Annotated in this window: 14 protein-coding genes; 7 read left to right on the forward strand and 7 right to left on the reverse strand. The window is 71.6% G+C overall.

What is annotated here, in order from left to right; all coding sequences use genetic code 11:
- Positions 1–11: 11 nt before the first annotated feature.
- Positions 12–1,385: a sensor histidine kinase gene (locus HNR07_RS03135; RefSeq protein ID WP_184361693.1), complete on the reverse strand. Its 1,374-nt coding sequence runs from the start codon at positions 1,383–1,385 to the stop codon at positions 12–14.
- 18 nt (positions 1,386–1,403) lie between these two features.
- Complete coding sequence (locus HNR07_RS03140; protein WP_184371362.1) at positions 1,404–2,069, reverse strand: response regulator transcription factor; 666 nt, start codon at positions 2,067–2,069, stop codon at positions 1,404–1,406.
- A 192-nt stretch (positions 2,070–2,261) separates the two neighbouring features.
- Between HNR07_RS03140 and HNR07_RS03145 the strand changes: the two genes are divergently transcribed.
- Together HNR07_RS03145 and HNR07_RS03150 are read left to right on the forward strand one after the other, a co-directional pair.
- Positions 2,262–2,963, forward strand: coding sequence for a hypothetical protein (locus HNR07_RS03145; RefSeq protein WP_184361695.1), 702 nt, complete (start codon positions 2,262–2,264; stop codon positions 2,961–2,963).
- 279 nt (positions 2,964–3,242) lie between these two features.
- A complete protein-coding gene (locus HNR07_RS03150; RefSeq protein ID WP_184361698.1) occupies positions 3,243–4,658 on the forward strand; it encodes an LCP family protein in 1,416 nt (471 codons plus the stop codon).
- Between the two features lie 170 nt (positions 4,659–4,828).
- On the opposite strand, the gene HNR07_RS03155 is transcribed toward HNR07_RS03150, so the two are convergent.
- From HNR07_RS03155 to HNR07_RS03165, 3 genes are all read right to left on the reverse strand, one after another.
- The gene (locus HNR07_RS03155) at positions 4,829–7,363 is read right to left on the reverse strand and encodes an ATP-dependent Clp protease ATP-binding subunit (protein WP_246420045.1); all 2,535 of its coding nucleotides are present in this window, start codon (positions 7,361–7,363) and stop codon (positions 4,829–4,831) included.
- 84 nt (positions 7,364–7,447) lie between these two features.
- Complete coding sequence (locus tag HNR07_RS03160) at positions 7,448–9,058, reverse strand: MFS transporter (protein ID WP_246420046.1); 1,611 nt, start codon at positions 9,056–9,058, stop codon at positions 7,448–7,450.
- A 50-nt stretch (positions 9,059–9,108) separates the two neighbouring features.
- Positions 9,109–9,702, reverse strand: a complete 594-nt coding sequence (locus tag HNR07_RS03165) for an NADPH-dependent FMN reductase (RefSeq protein ID WP_184361701.1) — start codon at positions 9,700–9,702, stop codon at positions 9,109–9,111.
- Positions 9,703–9,808: 106 nt separating this feature from the next.
- On the opposite strand from HNR07_RS03165, the gene HNR07_RS03170 reads away from it, so the two are divergent.
- Both HNR07_RS03170 and HNR07_RS03175 read left to right on the forward strand, forming a co-directional pair.
- A complete protein-coding gene (locus HNR07_RS03170; protein ID WP_184361704.1) occupies positions 9,809–13,168 on the forward strand; it encodes an AfsR/SARP family transcriptional regulator in 3,360 nt (1,119 codons plus the stop codon).
- Between the two features lie 31 nt (positions 13,169–13,199).
- On the forward strand, positions 13,200–13,958 hold the full coding sequence (locus tag HNR07_RS03175; protein WP_184361705.1) for a methyltransferase domain-containing protein: 759 nt from the start codon (positions 13,200–13,202) through the stop codon (positions 13,956–13,958).
- Positions 13,959–14,020: 62 nt separating this feature from the next.
- Here HNR07_RS03175 and HNR07_RS03180 read toward each other — a convergent pair whose 3' ends face one another.
- Entirely contained in the window at positions 14,021–14,968 is a 948-nt protein-coding gene (locus HNR07_RS03180; RefSeq protein WP_184361708.1) for an aldo/keto reductase, read from the reverse strand.
- 152 nt (positions 14,969–15,120) lie between these two features.
- Here HNR07_RS03180 and HNR07_RS03185 point away from each other — a divergent pair, with 152 nt between their 5' ends.
- Both HNR07_RS03185 and HNR07_RS03190 read left to right on the forward strand, forming a co-directional pair.
- Positions 15,121–15,528, forward strand: coding sequence for a DnaJ family domain-containing protein (locus HNR07_RS03185; protein ID WP_184361711.1), 408 nt, complete (start codon positions 15,121–15,123; stop codon positions 15,526–15,528).
- Positions 15,529–15,552: 24 nt separating this feature from the next.
- On the forward strand, positions 15,553–15,696 hold the full coding sequence (locus HNR07_RS03190; RefSeq protein WP_184361714.1) for a hypothetical protein: 144 nt from the start codon (positions 15,553–15,555) through the stop codon (positions 15,694–15,696).
- A 443-nt stretch (positions 15,697–16,139) separates the two neighbouring features.
- On the opposite strand, the gene xylB is transcribed toward HNR07_RS03190, so the two are convergent.
- Positions 16,140–17,531: a xylulokinase gene (gene xylB / locus HNR07_RS03195; protein ID WP_184361717.1), complete on the reverse strand. Its 1,392-nt coding sequence runs from the start codon at positions 17,529–17,531 to the stop codon at positions 16,140–16,142.
- Positions 17,532–17,688: 157 nt separating this feature from the next.
- Here xylB and HNR07_RS03200 point away from each other — a divergent pair, with 157 nt between their 5' ends.
- Complete coding sequence (locus tag HNR07_RS03200; RefSeq protein ID WP_184361720.1) at positions 17,689–18,132, forward strand: hypothetical protein; 444 nt, start codon at positions 17,689–17,691, stop codon at positions 18,130–18,132.
- The last annotated feature ends 120 nt before the right edge of the window (positions 18,133–18,252 follow it).

The raw sequence follows: 18,252 nt of genomic DNA on the forward strand, positions 1-18,252 counted from the left end.
CGCACGCCCCCTCAGGCCTTGGCGACGGGCAGCACCACACGGACCACCGTCCCCCCGGCCCCGCTCTCGACGTCCACACTGCCGCCCTGCGCCCTCACCAGGGACCGCACGATCGACAGCCCCAGTCCGACCAATCCGCCCGCCTGGTCGGAGCGCGTGGTCACGAACGGCTCGAACACGCGGGGCAGCAGCTCGGGGTCGATCCCGGTGCCGTCGTCCGCGACGACCAGGGCCACCGTGTCCCTGCGGACCTCGACGCGCACCTCGACGCGGACCCGCGGCGGGTTGTGGTCGATCGCGTTGGAGATCAGGTTCATCAGGCACTGCTCCAACCTGGCCTGGTCCCCGAGCACGACCTGCGGAGAAGCCTCGTGAAAAACCACGGCCGGGGCGAAGGCCAGCGGTCGGACCCGGTCCCGGACGGCGTCGAACAGGTCCGGCAGGAACACCGGACCGCGGTCGGCGTCGACCCCGTCACCCCCGCGCGCCACCGCCATGAGGTCCTCCAGAACCCGCCGCAACCGTTCGAGCTCGGCGTGTACGATCTCCGCCTCCGGCCCGCCCAACAGCTCCAGGTGCCCCTCGGCCACCGCGAGCGGGGTGCGTACCTCGTGGGAGATCGCCGCCAGATAACGGCGCCGTTCGGTGTCCGCCGCCTCGATCCGGGTGAGCATCCGGTTGATCTCGGTGGACAGCTCCGCGATCTCGTCGCGGGTGCCGGGGACGGGCACCCGCGTGGTCAGGTCGGCCGGGGAGATCTCCTTGGCCGCCGCCGACACCTCCCGCACCGGTGCCAGGGTGCGCCGCACCACCAGCCACAGTGCGCCGCCGCCGACCCCGACGCCGAGCCCTCCGGCCAGGGCGGTGACCAGCAGGACCGTGGCGGCCGTCTCATGTACCGCGTCCAACGGCGCGGCCACGGTGATGACGGCGATCTTCGCGTCGGTCGCGTCGGTGACGGGGGTGTCCAGCACCCGGACCCTGCCGATACCGGTGTCCACGGTGCGCGCGACCCCGGGGGCCGCCTCGGGCGCGTCGTCACCGCGCATCAGCGCCGCGACCTTGGCGGGACCGCCGGTGCTCTGCAGCCGGACCCCGTTGACGTGCACCAACGACACGTGCCTGGCCCCGCTGGGGCGGATCGCCAGCACCTGGCGTGCGGCGCGCTCGGCCTCGGGACCCGAGACCATGCCGTCCAGCCCCGCGACGACGGGCATCTGGTCGCCCAGCGCCTCACTCAACAGCGCGGACTCCTGGCGCAGCAGGTTGTCGACGTCGTTGCGTCCGGAAACCAGGACCAGCGCGTGGGTCAGGGCGATGATGCCGCCGACCACCAGCACCATCACCACCAGTGCCCGCAGGACCAGACGCCGGGAGAGACTCATCTGCCGCTCACCTGGCCCTCACTGGTCACTGCCGCTCAGCCGGTAGCCGACCCCGCGCACGGTCTGGATGCGCTCCGCGCCGAGTTTGCGGCGCAGCTGGCTGACGTAGACCTCGACGACGTTGGAGGCGCCGTCGAAGTCGTAACCCCACACCAGGTCGAGCAGTTGGGCCTGGGAGAACACCTGGCCGGGGTGGTTCAGCAGGACCGACAGCAGGGCGAACTCCCGCGCGGACAGGGCGATGGTGGCGCCGTCCACGAAAGCGGTGTGCCCGCTCAGGTCCAGGGTGAGGCCACCGGCGCTCAGGGTGTCGCCGCGCTCATGCCCGCTGGTCCGCAGCCGGGCCCTGATCCTGGCCAGGAGCTCGCGCACACTGAACGGTTTGACCATGTAGTCGTCGGCCCCGGCGTCGAGGTTGGCGATCCGGTCGTCGACCGCGTCCTTGGCGGTGAGTACGATCACCGGGACGGAGGGGCGGCGCAGCCGGAGCCGCCGCAGGACCTCCTCACCCGACAGGCCCGGCAGACCCAGGTCCAGGACTACCAGGTCGACGTCGTCGGACAGGGCCATGACCAGCCCGTCGACGCCGTCCGCGGAGACCACTACCCGGTATCCGGCGTTCTCCAGACCACGCCGGACGAAGGAGACGATGCCCTCCTCGTCCTCCACCACCAGAATCGCCACCGCGCCGTGCCCTCCTGTTTCCTTGCTCCGCTCCAGCATGCCGGTGAATGCTGAGCCCGTGATGAAGACGACCTGAAGGCGGTCTTCAGGTTGGATTCAGGTTCCCATCATGAGGCTGATGGACAATGAGATCCGCCCGCCCACTCCGCCCGCCCGTCAAGCCCGCCCGACCATCCACCGCCGAAGGAACCGATGATGCGACGCCGCAGGACGCCCCTCGTCACCTGCGTTGCGGCTGCCCTGACGGTTCTGGGCGTGAGCGGGTACCTCTTCCTCAGGGAACCGGACCTGGCGGTGGACACGATCCGCCTCGATGGTTTCACGAGCGCGCCCACGCTCCGTTCCCCGGTCGGGGACGGGACCTCCCGGCCGGTGGACGGCCTCGAACAGCTGACCGGTGAACTGCGCTCCGGTGACGGGCCCGAGGACTGGTACGTCGGGGGAGTGGGGGTCGACTTCGGCCCCCGGGCGTGGCTGCTCACCGATCCGGTACTGGAGGACTTCGACGGTGACGGCACCGCGGCCGCGCTCTTGGTGGAGCTGCGCGCTCTGGAGGGCACCGAGGTCACGCTGGGCGTGCGCCACGACCCCGACGAGGATCCCGCACGCGACGCCGCCGGGGTGTTCACCGTCAACGGACTGGCCTTCCGGGACACCGACGGGGGCCCCGCCCCCTGGGAGGGCACCGGTTCCTCGTACGAGGCCGACCAGGAGGAGGCCGCCACCGCCGCTGAGGAGGCGGTCGGTGAAGGGGCTGAGGCCACCGGCGCCGATCGTGTCGACGAGGACGGCTGGCAGGGGTGGGAGGTCCGGGTACGCGGCGGGGACGGGCAGGAGTACCACGTGATCCTCGACCTCTCCGGCGCGGTCGCGGACGTGCGCCCGAACTACTGACGGGGTCCGCCCCCGGGGGCACGAGGTGGTGTTCCCGGCGTATCCCGGGACACGGTGCCCCCTTGCCGGGATCCGCCGCTCCGTTCCCGGACAGCTCTGTCCCGGGTTGCTCCGCTGTCCCGGTTCGCTTCGCGGCTGTCCTGTGTTCCGTGCGCTCTCACCCTCCGCGAACCGCTCTTTCCGAACCTGAAAGCCCCCTTCAGCTTGTTTCAGGAACGGCTCAGAAAGCCCTGGCACGCTGACCGGGTCCGCTTGGAACGAGAAGTACGGAGTCCGACGTTGCCACGTTCGCCATCCCTTCGGCCGTCCTCCCGGCTGTCCATCGGGCAGCGGGCCGCCTGTGTGGCCACCGCCCTGGTCATCGTCGCGAGTCTGGGCGGTTACGGCTGGTACCAGGGCTTGATCGGTAACATCACGACCGCCCAGGTGGACACCGACGAGTGGGACCGGCCCACGAGCGTTGAGGGGGTGATGAACCTCCTGATCATCGGCTCGGACGTGCGCTCGGGGGAGAACGAGGGTTACGGCGACGCCGAGGGTGAGCGGCCCGACACGATGCTCATCGCGAGCATCAACGTGGACAACGGCGCCGCCACCCTGGTGAACCTGCCCCGCGACCTGATGGTCGACCTGCCCGACTGCGAGGCGGTGGAGGGGTACGAGGGCATGTCGGCTCAGCACGGCATGATCAACTCCGCGATGAACTTCGGCGGGGTGGGCTGCCAGTGGAAGGTCGTCGAGCAGGTCACCGGGGTGCACCTGGACCACTTCGTCGTGATGGACTTCGCCGGGTTCAAGGACATGGTGGACGCCATCGGCGGCGTGGAGATGTGCATCCCCGAGCCGATCGACGACGTCAAGGCGCACCTGAAGCTGGACGCCGGGCTGCAGACCCTGGACGGTGAGGACTCGCTGGGGTTCGTGCGCTCGCGCTACGCCCAGGGCGACGGCAGCGACCTGTCCCGGATCGACCGCCAGCAGGAGTTCATGGGCGCGATGCTGCGCGAGGTGCTCAGCAGCGACGTGATGACCAGCCCCATCACCATCACCAACTTCCTCGGCGCGGTCACCGACTCCATCACCACCGACGACGACCTCACCGTCGACACCATGGCCGACATCGCGATCTCCATGCGCGAGGTCGACCTTGACCGGGTCCAGTTCGTCACCGTCCCCAACGGCGTCCACCCGGACAACGAGAACCGCATCATCCTGAGCGAACCCGCGGCCTCGGAGCTGTTCGGGGCGATCAACAACGGCGTGGACCTCACGGGGGGAGAGGGGGACGACGTTACCGGCCAAGAGCCCGAGGATGTGGCTGTCGACCCCGCCGACGTCTCGGTCGAGGTGTTGAACAACACCGGGATCGATGGTCTCGCGTTGGAGATCCAGGCGGTTCTGGTCGATGAGGGCTACACGGTCACCGGCACGGGCAACGCCGAACTGCGGGTTCCCGAGGCGACCACGGTCTACCACGGTCCGGGAGGGGAGGCCGCGGCCGAACTGCTCGCCGGTGAGCTGAGCAACGCCGTGACCGAGGAGGTCGAGGGCCTGGAGCAGACCCTCGAACTGGTCGCCGGGGCCGACTGGAACGGTTTCGGCACCGGCTCCCCGTCCTCCTCCGAGGGGGAGCTGTCCATCACCGAGGACCTCGGCGGAGTCACCGCCGAAGCCGGTCCGCGGAGCGCCTGCTGACGCGGGATGACCGCACACGTGCCGAGGACGGGTCCGCCGGGAGAGAGCGCCCCGCCGCCCGGCCACGCTGGCCCGTCGCCGTGATCGCGAACTGACCACGGCGGGCCGGGGATCCCCGAACGAAACGAGGGTCCCCGGCCGGTCGGCGTCTGCCCAGAAGCGATCCCCGCCTAGAAGGAGGGCACCGTGGCGATGGTGAGTTCGTCCTCCCCGTTGACGTCCACCACCACGTGGTCGCCGGAGACCACCTGGCGGTCCAGGACCATCCGCGACAGCCGGTTGCCCACGTTGCGCTGGATGGTCCGGGCCAGCGGGCGGGCACCGAACTCCGGCTGATAGCCGTGCTGGGCCAGCCACTGGACCGCCTCGTCGGTGAACCGCACCTTGATGTCCTGGGCGCGCAGGCGCTGCTCGGTCCGCTCCAGCATCAACCGGGTGATCTGACCGATCTCCGCCTCGTCCAGCTGGGTGAAGACGATGACCTCGTCGATGCGGTTGACGAACTCCGGGCGGAACTCCTCCTTCAACCGGCGCATCACACGGCGCTCGGTGTCCGGATCCATCTGCCCGTCGGCGCTGAACCCCATCGGGCCGCCGCCGGTGATCGCCTCCGAACCCAGATTGCTCGTCATGATGACCACGGTGTTCCGGAAGTCCACGGTCCGGCCCTGACCGTCGGTCAGCCGACCGTCGTCCAGCAGCTGCAGCAGCATGTTGAACACGTCCGGGTGGGCCTTCTCGATCTCGTCGAGCAGGAGCACCGAGTACGGGTGCCGCCGCACGGCCTCGGTGAGCTGACCGGCCTCCTCGTACCCCACGAACCCGGGAGGCGCACCGGTCAGGCGGCTGGAGGTGTGCCGTTCCTGGAACTCGCTCATGTCGATCCGGACCATCGCGTCCTCGGAACCGAACAGCGCCTCGGCCAGCGCCCGGGCCAGCTCCGTCTTGCCCACACCGGTCGGCCCCAGGAACAGGAAGCTGCCCACCGGCCGGTCCGGATCGCCCAGCCCCGCGCGGTTGCGGCGGATCGCCTCGGAGACCGCGGTGACCGCCTCGTCCTGGCCGATCACCCGGTCGTGCAGGACCTCCTCCAGGTTGACCAGCCGCTCCCGCTCCTCCTGGGTCAGCTGGGTCACCGGGATGCCGGTGCTGCGCGAGACCACCTCGGCGATGTCGGCCGGACCCACCTCGGGCACCGCCGAACCGGTGCCGCGCGCCTGGTGCATGCTGCCCTTGGCCGCGTTGATCTCGTCGCGCAGCGCGGAGGCCTTCTCGTAGTCCTCCTCCTGGACCGCCTTCTCCTTGCGCTCCTCCAGGTCCCTGCACTTCTTCTCCAGCTCGCGCAGGGTCGAGCTGGAGGTCTTCAGCCGCAGCCGCACCCGCGCCCCGGCCTGGTCGATGAGGTCGATGGCCTTGTCCGGCAGGAAGCGGTCGGTGACGTAGCGGTCGGACAGCTCGGCCGCCGCCACCAGGCTCTCGTCGCTGAACCGCACCTGGTGGTGGGCCTCGTAGCGGTCCCGCAGGCCGCGCAGGATGTCGACGGTGTCAGCCACCGAGGGCTCGGGTACCTGGATCGGCTGGAACCGGCGTTCCAGGGCGGCGTCCTTCTCGATGTTCTTGCGGTACTCGTCCACGGTGGTCGCGCCGATGATGTGCAGCTCACCGCGGGCCAGCGCGGGCTTGAGCATGTTCCCGGCGCTGGTGGACCCCTCGGCGGCGCCCGCCCCGACCAGGGTGTGGATCTCGTCGATGAAGATGAGCAGGTGGTCCGACTGCGCGCGGATCTCGTCCACGATCGCGTTCAGCCTTTCCTCGAAGTCGCCCCGGTAGCGGGTGCCCGCCACGATCCCGGACAGGTCCAGCTGGACCAGGCGGCGCCCGCGCAGGGTCTCGGGGACGTCGTCGTCGAAGATGCGTTGGGCGATGCCCTCCACGATCGCGGTCTTTCCCACCCCCGGGTCACCGATGAGCACCGGGTTGTTCTTGCGCCGCCGGGCCAGCACCTCGATGCACTGCTCGACCTCCTCCTCGCGGCCGACCACCGGGTCCAGGCGCCCCTCCCGGGCGAGCGCGGTCATGTCGGTGCCGAACTCGTCCAGCTGAGGGGTGTCGGACGGCTCCGCCTCGGCCTGCTCCCCGGCGGGCGCCGGACCGGCGGCCTTCTGGAGCGCCTGCGGGGTGAGCCCGGAGTCGCGCAGCAGCTGGCCGACCGGGGCGTCGGGGTTGACCGCCAGCGCGAACAGCAGGTGCTCGGGCGTGATGCTGGAGCTGCCGGTGGCGCGGGCGATCTGGAGGGCGTCGAGGAAGGTGCGCTTGGCGGCGGGAGTGAGCCGGGCCGCGCCGCCGCGCACCGATCGCGGGGCCTGGGCGACGGCCTGGCCGACCACGTCCTCCAGCGGCGCGAGGTCGGTGTCGGTGCGGGCCAGGAGATCGCGGACGGGCGGATAGCGCAGCAGGGACCAGAGCAGGTGGACGGAGTCGACGTCGGCCCCGCCGCTCTCCAGGGTGCGCCGGACGGCGGTGTCGGCGACCTGGCGGGCCTCGGGGCTCATCAGCTTGGACAGGTCGACGCGGCGGACGGGGCCGCGGGACCCGCCGAGGAACCGCGCCAGGAACTCGTCGAAGGAGCCGGGCTCGCCCCCGTGGCCGCTCGGGCCGCCGGGCCCGCCCGGACCGCCGGGACCTTCGGGAAAGTCGGTGCTCATGTGGTGTCGTCCCCCGTGCATTTGGCTGGACAGGCGTGATGACCTATCAGATTCATCCAATTACCCTAAGTGAATACACCCGAATCAGGCGGTATCACCTGACCCGTGCTCGTGCAGGCTAGCGCTTTCAGGGGCGCTTGCCGAACCCCTCCCCGGCTGGCTCTCCTCCGGCCGGTCGGCTCGGTGCCCCCGCAACAACACCGGCACCACCACCGCCGCCACGGTCAGCATCACCGCCCCGGCTCCGGCGCTCACCTGCAGTCCCAGGCCGAAGGCCGACCCGGCCGCCTCGCGCAGCGCCGCCCCGGTCGAACCGCCCACCTGCTCGGAGACCGCGACCGCCCCACCGATGCTGTCCCCGGCCACGTCCCCCTGAGCCGAGGACACGCCCTCGGGGAGGGAACCGCTCAGGCTGATCCGGTACACGGCCAATCCCAGACTGCCGATGAGCGCCAGCCCCAGGGTCTGCCCCAGCCCGCTGCTCACGTCGCCCACGGCCGAAGCCGACCCGGTCCGCTCCATCGGCACACTGGACAGCGCCAGCTGGCTGCCGAGCGTCATCACCGGACCACCGCCCACGGACACCAGCGTGCTCCCCAGCATCAGCGCCCACACGGTGCCGCTCCCGGCCGCGAACAACACGACCATCAGACCGCCAGCGGCCAGCAGCATCCCGGACCCGACCACCGCCCCCGAACCCATGAACCGGATCAGCACCGGGGTGAGCATCGTGCTCACGAAGGACGCTGCCGCGGGCAGGATCAGCAGCAGCCCCACCACACCCGGGGACAGGCCCAGCGCGGACTGGAGGAACTGCACCAGGAAGAGGTCGGCCCCGGACGCCGCGAGCAGCATCAAGAAGCTCAGCGACACCGCCACGGCGAACACCGGCCGGGCGAACATCCCCAGGTCCAACAGGGGATCGGCCAACCGCCGCTGCCTGCGCACGAACAACCACAGCAGCAGCGCACCCACCACGACCGCGGCCAGCAGCGACGGCCGCGCACCCTGCGCGGCCAGTTCCTGGAGTCCGTACACCACGAGCACCAGCGCGACGGTGGAGAGCAGCACGCTGCGCGGATCGAGCCGGCCCGCGCCCGGGTCCCGGTACTCGGGCAGCAGGAACGGCAGGATGAGCAGCGCGAACAGCGCCACCGGGACGTTGACCAGGAACAGCGAGCCCCACCAGAAGTAGGTGAGCAGCAGCCCGCCCAGCGGCGGACCCAGCGCCATGCCCACCGAGAACATGCTGAGGTTCATCGCCACGGCCAGGGAGAACTGCTTGGGGTCGGGGAACATCTGCCGCAGCAGCGAGAACGTGGACGGGGAGATGGTGGCCACGGAAACTCCGATCAGGGCCCGCGCCACGATGAGGGTTTCGGGGTTGGGCGAGAACGCGGCCATCGTGGAGGCCACCGCGTAGGCGGCCAGACCGATGAGCAGCAGGCGCCGCCGCCCCACCCGGTCACCGAGCCGGCCCATCGTCAGTACGAGCCCCGCGCCGAGCAGCTCACCGACGTGCAGGATCCACAAGGACTGCGTGGCCTGCGGCTGCAGGTCCGCGCTGATCGCGGGGAGCGCCAGGAAGAGGACGGATACGTCGTTGGCCATCATGAAGACGGGCAGCGTCATGATCGCCAACGCGACCCAGGTGCGCGCGCTCGCGCGCTGGACGGTGGGTACGTGTGTGGTCATGGTGGCCTTTCCGGAGGTCTCGGGGGTGCGGGGACCGGTCGGGCGCCTGCTCAGGAGGGCAGGGGCTCGGCACCGCGGTGGGTGCGCAGGGCGCGCGCCCACCAGGTGAGTTCGTCGAGCAGGCCGCCCGCGGCCTCGGCGCTGCCCCTGGCGTCCTTGGGCCAGCCGCCGTCCGCGTCGAACCCGTCCCAGTAGTTGGGGAAGCAGACGTTCTCCCGGATCGAGGTGGCCCGGAGCTCGGCGAAGACCGAACGCAGGTGCTGGACGGCGTGCATGCCGCCGGAGACCCCGCCGTAGGACACGAACCCGACCGGCTTGGCGGCCCACTCCTCGTGGAACCAGTCGATCGCGGTCTTGAGCGGGGCGGGGAAGCTGCGGTTGTACTCGGGTGTGATGACCACGAAGGCGTCGGCTTCGGCCAGCCGGGGCGCCAGTTCCGCGACTTGCGCGGGCAGTGGAGACTCCTCGACGATGCGGTCGGGCAGTTCGGTGTCGGCGAGGTCGATCACGTCGACTTCCACGCCTTGGTGCTCACGGGCCAACCGGAGGAACCAACGGGCTACGGTGGGGCCGAACCTGCCCTCACGGGTACTGCCGATGATCAGGGACAGCCGGACGGGGTCTTCGCTGTGCACGGGTGCCACGCTCCTTCTCTCGGGCCTCGGTGTTCCTTGCTGACCCCACACTCGGACCCACCGCACTCGGCCCGCCCCCGGATCGCACTCGGTCCGCACTCGGTACGGTGAGGGCATGCGTTTCGGTGTGCTCGGACCGGTCGCCGTCTGGACCACCGGCGGCGCCGAAGTCGCCATCCCCGAGCGCAAGGTCCGCGCCCTCCTCGCCGACCTCGTCCTGCACCGCGGACACCCGGTCTCCGCGGACCGCCTGGTGGAGGACGTATGGGGCGCCGACGCACACCCGCGCAGTCCCGAACGCGCCCTGCAGCGCAAGGTGTGGGCGCTGCGCCGTGCCCTGGAGGAGGCCGAGCCCGGCGCTCGGGATCTGGTGCGGTTCCGTGCGCCCGGCTACCTGCTCGACGTCCCCGCCGAGGCCGTCGACGCCGGACGCTTCCATGACCTGGTGGCGTCCGCCCGCACCGAGGAGCGAACGCGCACCCGCGCCGACCTGCTCGCCGAAGCCCTTGACCTGTGGCGCGGTCCCGCACTCGCCGACCTCGCCGACGAGGGGTTCAGCCGACCCGCCCGCACCCGGCTGGAGGAGGAGCGGTTGGCCGCGGTGGAGGAACACGCCTTCGCCCGGCTCGACCTCGGCGAATACCGGCAGGTCACCGACGTGCTGCGCGAACTCATCACCGCGCACCCGCTGCGCGAGCGCCTGGTCGCCGCGCACATGCGCGCCCTGTACGAGGACGGCCGCCAGGCCGACGCCCTGGCGGCGTACACGGCCCTGGCCGAACGCCTGCGCGGGGAACTGGGCATCGACCCCGGCCCCGAGGCCGCCGGACTCCACGGCCGGATCCTGCGCCAGGAACCCCTGCGGGAGCGCCACTCCGAGCCGGCCAAGGCCTCCCCGGCCGCCCGCGGACCCCGCTCCGGTGCCAGTCCGGGATCGGGTCCCCTACACCGACCCGATCCCGGCCCCTCGCTAGGGCCACGGATACCCCTGCCGCTCACCGAACTCCTCGGCAGGGAGGAAGACATGCGGCGGGTCCGCTCGCTGCTGGAGGCCGCGCGCCTGGTGACGCTCACCGGCTTCGGCGGGGTCGGCAAGACGCGCCTGGCCACCGCCCTGGCCCACGAACTCGACACGGTCCCTGCCGACGGTGCCCGCATGGTGGAGTTCGCGGCCCAGCGCACCCAGCCCGGCGAGCCCGCCTCGTCCCCGGTCTCCGACCCCGCCGAGACCCTCGCCCACGCTCTCGGTGTCCGTGACCGCGGCGGCCGCGCGCCCCTCGAACGCCTGGTGGACGCACTGGAAGGCCAGGAGGTCCTCCTGGTGCTCGACAACTGCGAGCACGTCATCGATCCGGTCGCGGAGCTGGTCGGTGCTCTCCTGGCCCGGCTGCCCGGACTCCGGGTCCTGGCCACCAGCCGCGAACCCCTCGGCGTTCCCGGCGAGACCCTCCACGCGGTCGGCCCGCTGCCGGTCCCGCCAGCGGACGCCGCCCCCGAGCTGATCCGCCGGTCGAGCGCCGTCCGGCTCTTCGCCGCCCGGGCCGCCGCCTCCGCACCCGGCTTCGCTCTCAGCGACGACAACGCCGCCGACATCGCCCTGCTCACCCGCCGCCTGGACGGCATCCCCCTCGCCCTCGAACTCGCCGCGACCCGCGTGCGGACCCTCGGCCTCAGCGGGGTCCTGTGCCGTCTGGACGACCGCTTCCGTCTCCTGGCCACCGCCCAGCGCCACCTCCCGCTGCGCCAGCGCACCCTGCGCGCGATCATCGACTGGAGCTGGGACTTGCTGGACCGGGACGAACGGATCCTGCTGCGGCGCCTGGCCGTGTTCAGCGGAGGGTGGACCCCGGAGGCCGCCGAAGAAGTGTGTTCGGGCGGGACCGAGGAGGAACTGGCCCCGGAGGAGGTCCTGGACCTGCTCACCCGGCTCGTGGACCGCTCCCTCGTGGTCGCCGCCGATGACCCGCGCGGAGATCGCCGCCTCCACCTGCTGGAGTCCATCGCCGAGTACGCCTGCCAGCGCCTGCACGAGGCCGGGGAAGCGGAGGATGTCGAGTACCGGCACGCCCTGCACTACACCGGACTCGCCGAACGCGCGCGGGACACCCTCTTCGGCGTCGAACAGGAGCAGGGCCTGCGGCGCCTGGACGCTGAGGCGGCCAACCTGCGCGCCGCACTGGACACCTACGTCGCCCGCGGAGCCGCCGAACCGGCCCTGCGGTTGGCCGGAGCGCAGGGCTGGTACTGGTACCTGCGCGGACGGTACCGGGAGGGGAACCGGTTCCTGGCCCGGGCCCGGGAGATCGACGCCCCCGCGGAGCCGTCCCTGCTGTCGGTGGCCACTGAGGGGGCGGCTCTGGCGTTCGCGATCCTCACCGGCTCCGAGGACGACCACGCGGCCAGGGCCCGCGCTGTGCTCGGGAACTTCGACAGGGTGGTGGGCCCGGCAGGGGAGGACGTCCCACTCGAACGCGCGCGTTCGGCGCTGATGCTCGGGATCGTGCTGCAGAGCCGGGGCGACCAGGAGCTCAGCGAGGACCTCGTGAACCAGGCACAGGCGACCTTCCGTACCCGTGCGGACACGTGGGGGCTGGCCGCGTCCCTGGTGGCGCAGTCCTCGCACACCCTGGGGCGCGGCGAACTGCGACGCTCGGGGCAGCAGGCGCAGGAGGCACTCGACCTGTTCGAGGAACTCGGGGACGCCTGGGGGAGGATGTTCGCCCGGATCACCCTCGCCGTGCTCGCCGAGGTCCGGGGTGACTACCCGGCCGCCACCCGGCTGCGCGAGTCCGCCCTGGCCGCCGCCGAGCGGCTGGAATTGTGGGTGGAGGCCTCGGGAGCGGTGGCCGGGCTCGGCCGGATCGCCCTGCTGGAAGGGGACTTCGAACGCGCGGACGCCTTGCACGGCAGGGCCCTGGAGATGCTCCGCGGCCAGGGGGACATCGCCAACACGCAGTACGCGCGGATGGGGCTCGGCTTGTCCGCGCGCCGCCAGGGCCGTCTCCACGAGGCCGAGGCCTACATCCGGGAGATGGCGGACTGGGCGGTGCGGGTCGACTGGCTGCCCGGGGCCGCGCTGGCGTTGGCCGAACTCGGTTTCGTCGCCGAGCTGCGCGGCGACGCCGACCTCTCGTTCGAACTGCACACCCAAGGGCTCACCGCGGCCCGGGGGACCGGGGACGCCCGAGCGGTGGCTCTCGGCCTGGAGGGGATCGCCGGGGCGCGCTCACTCAGCGGCCAGGACGAGGCCGCCGCCCGCCTGCTGGGCGCGGCCGCGGCGGCCCGGGAGTCGGTGGGAGTGCCGTTGCCGAAGGCCGAACGCGGCGACGTGGACCGGATCACGGAGCGCGTTCGCGCGCGGCTGGGCGAGGCCGGTTTCGGGAAGCAGTTCACCGCCGGGTACACCAGTGGTCCGGAGCCGCTGTTCGCGGGCGGGGACCCGCCCCCCGACCTGGACAGATCTTCCACGGGTTGATGGGCGAGCGGGACAAGCGGGAGGATGCCCTATGACCACACCCGCGCGATATGACGTGAACGAGCTGCTCGCCCGGCTCGACGGCTTCGATCAGCGGCCCCGGGCTCGGGAACTGCGCGACCGGGTGCGCGGTCTCCTGCGGTACGAACCCGGTGACACGGTCCTGGACGTGGGCTGCGGGGCGGGGTTGTCCGTCGCCGAGATCGACGGGGACGGGGCGCGCGCGATCGGTCTCGACCTGGACGAGCGCATGCTTGACGCCGCCTGCCAGCGCCACCCCGAGGGGGAGTTCGTCCTGGCGGACGCCGAGGCGCTGCCGCTGCCGGACGGGATCGCCCGCGCCTACCGGGCGGAGCGGTTGTTCCACGCTGTCCCGAACCCGGAGCGCGCGCTGGGGGAGGCGCACCGAGTCCTGGCCCCGGGCGGGCGCATCGTTCTCGTGGGGCAGGACTGGGACGCCTTCATGATCGAGTCCGAGGACCCGCCCCTGACCCGGGAGATCGTGCACGCCAGTGCCGACGCCATCACCCACTCGAGTGCCCCGCGCCGCCAGCCCGAACTGCTGCGCGCGGCCGGGTTCACCGGGGTCGAGGTGGAGGGCGCGCTGTTCTTGTTCACCGGTGACGAGGTCCTGCCCTTCCTGGTCCAGCTCGCGGCCCGGGTGAACAAGGCGGGGACGGTCGCCGAGGACCGGGTTCGGGGATGGCTGGCCGAACAGCGGCAGCGCGCGGCCGAGGGGCGGTTGTTCGTCGGGTTGCCGTTCGTGGTGGTGAGCGCAGACCGCCCCTGAGCCCGGGGGGGATCAGGGGCGGTCTGCGCTCACCACCACGACCTGTCAGCTGATCGCGGGGATCAGGCCGAGGCCTCGTCGAGGCGGGCGGTCTCCTCGGCGGTCAGGCGCAGGTCGTTCAGGGCCAGGAGCCCCTCCAGCTGGTCCAGGTTTCGGGCGCTGGAGAGCACCGAGGTCACCCCGGGGCGCTCGACCAGCCAGGCCAGGGCGACCGTGGACAGCTGCGCGGAGCGCTCGGCAGCGATCCCGTCCAGGACCGCCAGCACCCGAGGTCCGCGCGGGTCGTCCAGATAGGCACGTGCCTTGCCCGAACGGGGGCTCGTGTCGTTGTCGGCGCCCGGGCGGTACTTGCCGGTCAGGAAGCCGCGGGCCAGCCCGAAGTAGGGCAGGAGCGCGAGGTTCTCCGCCTGGGCCAGTGGCACCAGGTCCTGCTCGATACCGCGCTCGACCAGGTTGTACTGCGGCTGCACGCACACCGGGCGATGCCACCCGTTCTGGTCGCACAGCTCCAGCCATGCACGGATGCGGTCCGGGCTGTGGTTGGACAGGCCCACGTACCGGACCTTGCCCTGGTCGACCAGCGCGGAGAAGGCCTCGGCGCTCTCGGCCAGCGGGGTCTCGGGGTCGTCGAAGTGGGCGTAGTAGAGGTCGATGGCCTCCAACCCGAGCCGTTTCAGGGAGGCTTCGGCGGCCGCCTTGATATTGCTGGCGGACAGCCCCCTGAAGTCCGGGTGCTGGCTGACCTTGGTGGCGATCACCATGTCGTCGTGGCCGCGTTCGGCCAGCCAGGCGCCGATCACGTGCTCGGACTCGCCGCCGGTGTGCCCCTCGGCCCAGGCCGAGTAGGAGTCCGCGGTGTCCACGAAGTTGCCGCCGCCGGCGCGGAAGGCGTCCAGGATCGCGAAGGAGGTGGCCTTGTCCGCCGTCCACCCGAAGACGTTGCCGCCCAGGTTCAACGGGGAGACCTCGAGGTCGGAGGTACCGAGCCGGCGTGTGGGGGCGTGGTTCATGCTCACCGTTCTCCGTGTGTCGCCGCTGTGGGGGTGATGCGGGGTTGTTGGTTCGGGTTCCACGCTAGGGCAGTCAGGTGCGGGGGCACGCGCGTTTTCCGGGGGCGTGCCGCATCATGGGAGCAGAGTCCCCAACCCCAGGAGGCTGTTCGATGACAGAGCGCAAACCACCCGGCGCGAGCTTCGAGTCATGGATCGACGCCCAGGTCAGAGAGGCCCGGGAACGAGGGGAGTTCGACGACCTCCCCGGCGCGGGCAAGCCGATCCCCGACATCGACAAGCCCTACGACGAGGACTGGTGGATCAAGAGGAAGCTGAAGAGCGAGAACGTGTCGCTGCTTCCGCCCACCCTCAAGCTGCGCCGGGAAGCACAGGACACCCTGGTCGAGGCGCGTACCGCCAGGACCGAAAAGCGGGTACGCGAGCTCTTGGACGGGCTCAACAAGAAAATTCGGGATATGAACGCGAGCGTCGTCCCCGGGCCGCCGCTCAACCTGATGCCCTACGACGTGGACGAGTTCGTCCGTGAGAAATGGCAGGGACCCGAGAGCTCCGACTGAACCCGGGCTGGCCGCGGTACGGGCGTGGAGGCGGGCGCGCCCGCCTCCACGGTCCTGTCCTCGGTGGGGCTGATGCTCCTGGCCGCCCTGTGCTGGCTCACCCCGGCCCTGCTGTCCTTCCGCCCGGTCTCCGCGCGGGCCCGGACCGGAAACGGTGCCGTGGACTAGTCGGGGAGCCGGGCTCGACGAGCAGGGGCCCAGTTCATCATCGATGCTGTTGGTTAATTCCGGTGTGGGGCTTGGGTGGGGTCTGTGGGCGGCCTGGGGCCTGAGGTTCTGGTTGCGGTTCGGGCTGGGTTCCCCCGTTTCCCGCCGCTTGATGGTTGCCGTCTCCGCTGCGCGCGTCAAGGTCTTCGCCGGGTCATGCGGCGCTCCACCTTGACCCGCTTCGCTGCGACGGCGGTTGGCGGCTATCGGGAGACGGGGGTGCCCCAACCCAAACCGCAGACCCCACACAGACCCCACCCCGGACGCGCCCTACCCGAGCCCGAGCCTGACACAGAGAAGCCTCTCCATGTCAGCCTTCCGATGTCAGGCTCTCCGCTTCTTCGGGCCCCGACGCTGCGGATTCGCCGACAGCATCCATCATCGTCCGGGCCCCAGTCCGTCGGCTACACGCCGTGGGCGGTGCGGCGGTACTCGGCGTAGCGTTCGCGAACCCCGGCGCCGACGTCGGTGGCGGGGGCGGACTCCTCCTCGGGGGCACCCAGCGTCCAAGCGGGAGGTTCAGCGGTTTCGGCCAGGGTCCAGGCGGCCTGGCGGGCGGCGCCGATGGCCACGTACTCGGCCGCGGGCGGCACCACGGTGGGGGTGCCCAGCACGATCGGGGCCACGGCGCGCACCGCGGCCGAACGGGCGCCGCCGCCGACGAGCAGTACGCGTTCGACCGGCACCCCGCTTTCGGTCAGGGCCGCCAGCCCGTCGGCCAGCCCGCACAGCATGCCCTCCACGGCGGCGCGGGCGAGGTTCTCCGGGCTCATGTTGTCGCGGCGCAGGCCGTGCAGGGAACCTGAGGCGTGCGGTAGTTCGGGGGTGCGCTCCCCGTCCAGGTAGGGAAGGAGGACCAGTCCGCCCGCTCCGGGTTCGGCGCTCAGCGCGAGCGTGTCCAGCCCGGACAGGCCGGTGCCGAGCATGGCGGCGGTGGCGCTGAGCACGCGCGCGGCGTTCAGGGTGCACACCAGCGGCAGGAAGCCGCCGGTGGCGTCGGCGAAGCCGGAGATGGTGCCGGTGGGGTCCTGTGCGGCCCGGTCGTGCACGGCGAACACGGTGCCGCTGGTGCCCAGGGAGAGAACGGCGTCGCCGGGGCGCAGACCCAGGCCGAGAGCGGCGCCCATGTTGTCGCCGGTGCCGGGGGCGATGACGGCGCCCTCGGGGGTGAGGCCCACGGCTTCGGCCGGCGCGGCCACACGGGGGACGTCGAGTTCGCGGCCGAAGGCCTGGATCATCAGGTCGGGGCGGTAGTGGCCGTCGGCGGGTGACCAGTAGCCGGTTCCGGAGGCGTCGCCGCGGTCGGTGGTGGGTTCGCCGCGGGCACCGCCCAGCCGCCAGGTCAGCCAGTCGTGCGGGAGCATGACCCCGCGTGCTCGAGCGGCGTTGTGGGGTTCGTTCTCGGCGAGCCAGCGGAGCTTGCTGACGGTCAGGCTGGCCACGGGCACGTTGCCCACGGCGTTGGCCCAGGGCTGGGGTCCGCCGAGTTCACGCACCAGGTCGTGTGCGGCCCCGGCGGAGCGGGCGTCGTTCCACAGCAGTGCGGGCCGGACCACCTCGCCGTCCTCGTCGATCACCACCATGCCGTGCTGCTGACCGGCCACGGATACGGCGGAGACATCGTCGAGCAGGCCGGAGGAGGCGGTGGTCAGGGCCGACCACCAGTGCGCGGGGTCGGTCTCGGTTCCGTCGGGGTGCGGTGCGCGGCCCTCGCGCACCACCTTTCCGGTGGTGGCGTCACAGACCACGATCTTGCAGGACTGGGTGGAACTGTCGATACCGGCGACCAGGGCCATGTCTGCTCCGTATTGCTGGGGGTCGGGCGGGGCCCATTCTCGCACCCCCGGTGATGACGATCACAGCCCCCTGTCCACCAACGAATCCCTCTTGCCCTCGCCAGAGGGCGTCAATAAAATTGAGTCAGTTGAACTCAAGGCAAGGGGGAGTGGTCCGATGCGCGTGACGGACGTCTTCGAGGGTGTCCATCCCGGTTTCGAGGAGGCCCTGTGGGATCAGCTCGCCGTCGACCCCGTGGTCCGGGTGGACAGCGGCCGCAGCGGGGGAAGCCTGGTGGTCGACGTCGAGCTCGCCCCGGGGGTCGACCCCCGGCGGGTCCTTGTCCTCCATGAGTCGGACGCCCTGGTGCTGCTGCGGAGCACCGACCGTGCGGTCCTGTGCCGGATCGCCTTGTCGGAGCCGATCGGAGGACCCTCCCTGCGCCGCACCGCGCACGGCCTCACTGTCACCGCGCCGCTCGCCGGGCCGGCCCCGGTGGCGGTCAGCCCCGGTCTGCGCCGGGTCTCCCGGGCGGGTCGGCTGCGCACCGCGCTCGGGGGCCTCGTCGACCGTGTCAGGGCTCTGCTCGCCCGCTCCCGGGATGCGGGCACATCGTTCTGATCGCATGTGAAGGGAGCCGCTGGAGGCTGTCAGGGCATCCTTGTCTGCGGGTGAGGGGTCAGGAGTCGGGTCCGGCGGCCGCGGGGTTTGGAGGCGGGCGACCGCGCCGCCGGAGTCCTG

This window comes from Nocardiopsis metallicus (assembly GCF_014201115.1).
GTDB classification, from domain to species: Bacteria; Actinomycetota; Actinomycetes; order Streptosporangiales; family Streptosporangiaceae; genus Nocardiopsis; species Nocardiopsis metallicus.

What these genes read in the sequence shown, in the direction of transcription:
- HNR07_RS03135 (WP_184361693.1), bottom strand. Translation starts at nt 1,385, where the DNA reads ATGAGTCTCTCCCGGCGTCTGGTCCTGCGGGCACTGGTGGTGATGGTG.
- HNR07_RS03145 (WP_184361695.1), top strand. Translation starts at nt 2,262, where the DNA reads ATGATGCGACGCCGCAGGACGCCCCTCGTCACCTGCGTTGCGGCTGCC.
- HNR07_RS03155 (WP_246420045.1), bottom strand. Translation starts at nt 7,363, where the DNA reads ATGAGCACCGACTTTCCCGAAGGTCCCGGCGGTCCGGGCGGGCCCGGC.
- HNR07_RS03160 (WP_246420046.1), bottom strand. Translation starts at nt 9,058, where the DNA reads ATGACCACACACGTACCCACCGTCCAGCGCGCGAGCGCGCGCACCTGG.
- HNR07_RS03170 (WP_184361704.1), top strand. Translation starts at nt 9,809, where the DNA reads ATGCGTTTCGGTGTGCTCGGACCGGTCGCCGTCTGGACCACCGGCGGC.
- HNR07_RS03175 (WP_184361705.1), top strand. Translation starts at nt 13,200, where the DNA reads ATGACCACACCCGCGCGATATGACGTGAACGAGCTGCTCGCCCGGCTC.
- HNR07_RS03180 (WP_184361708.1), bottom strand. Translation starts at nt 14,968, where the DNA reads ATGAACCACGCCCCCACACGCCGGCTCGGTACCTCCGACCTCGAGGTC.
- HNR07_RS03185 (WP_184361711.1), top strand. Translation starts at nt 15,121, where the DNA reads ATGACAGAGCGCAAACCACCCGGCGCGAGCTTCGAGTCATGGATCGAC.
- xylB (WP_184361717.1), bottom strand. Translation starts at nt 17,531, where the DNA reads ATGGCCCTGGTCGCCGGTATCGACAGTTCCACCCAGTCCTGCAAGATC.
- HNR07_RS03200 (WP_184361720.1), top strand. Translation starts at nt 17,689, where the DNA reads ATGCGCGTGACGGACGTCTTCGAGGGTGTCCATCCCGGTTTCGAGGAG.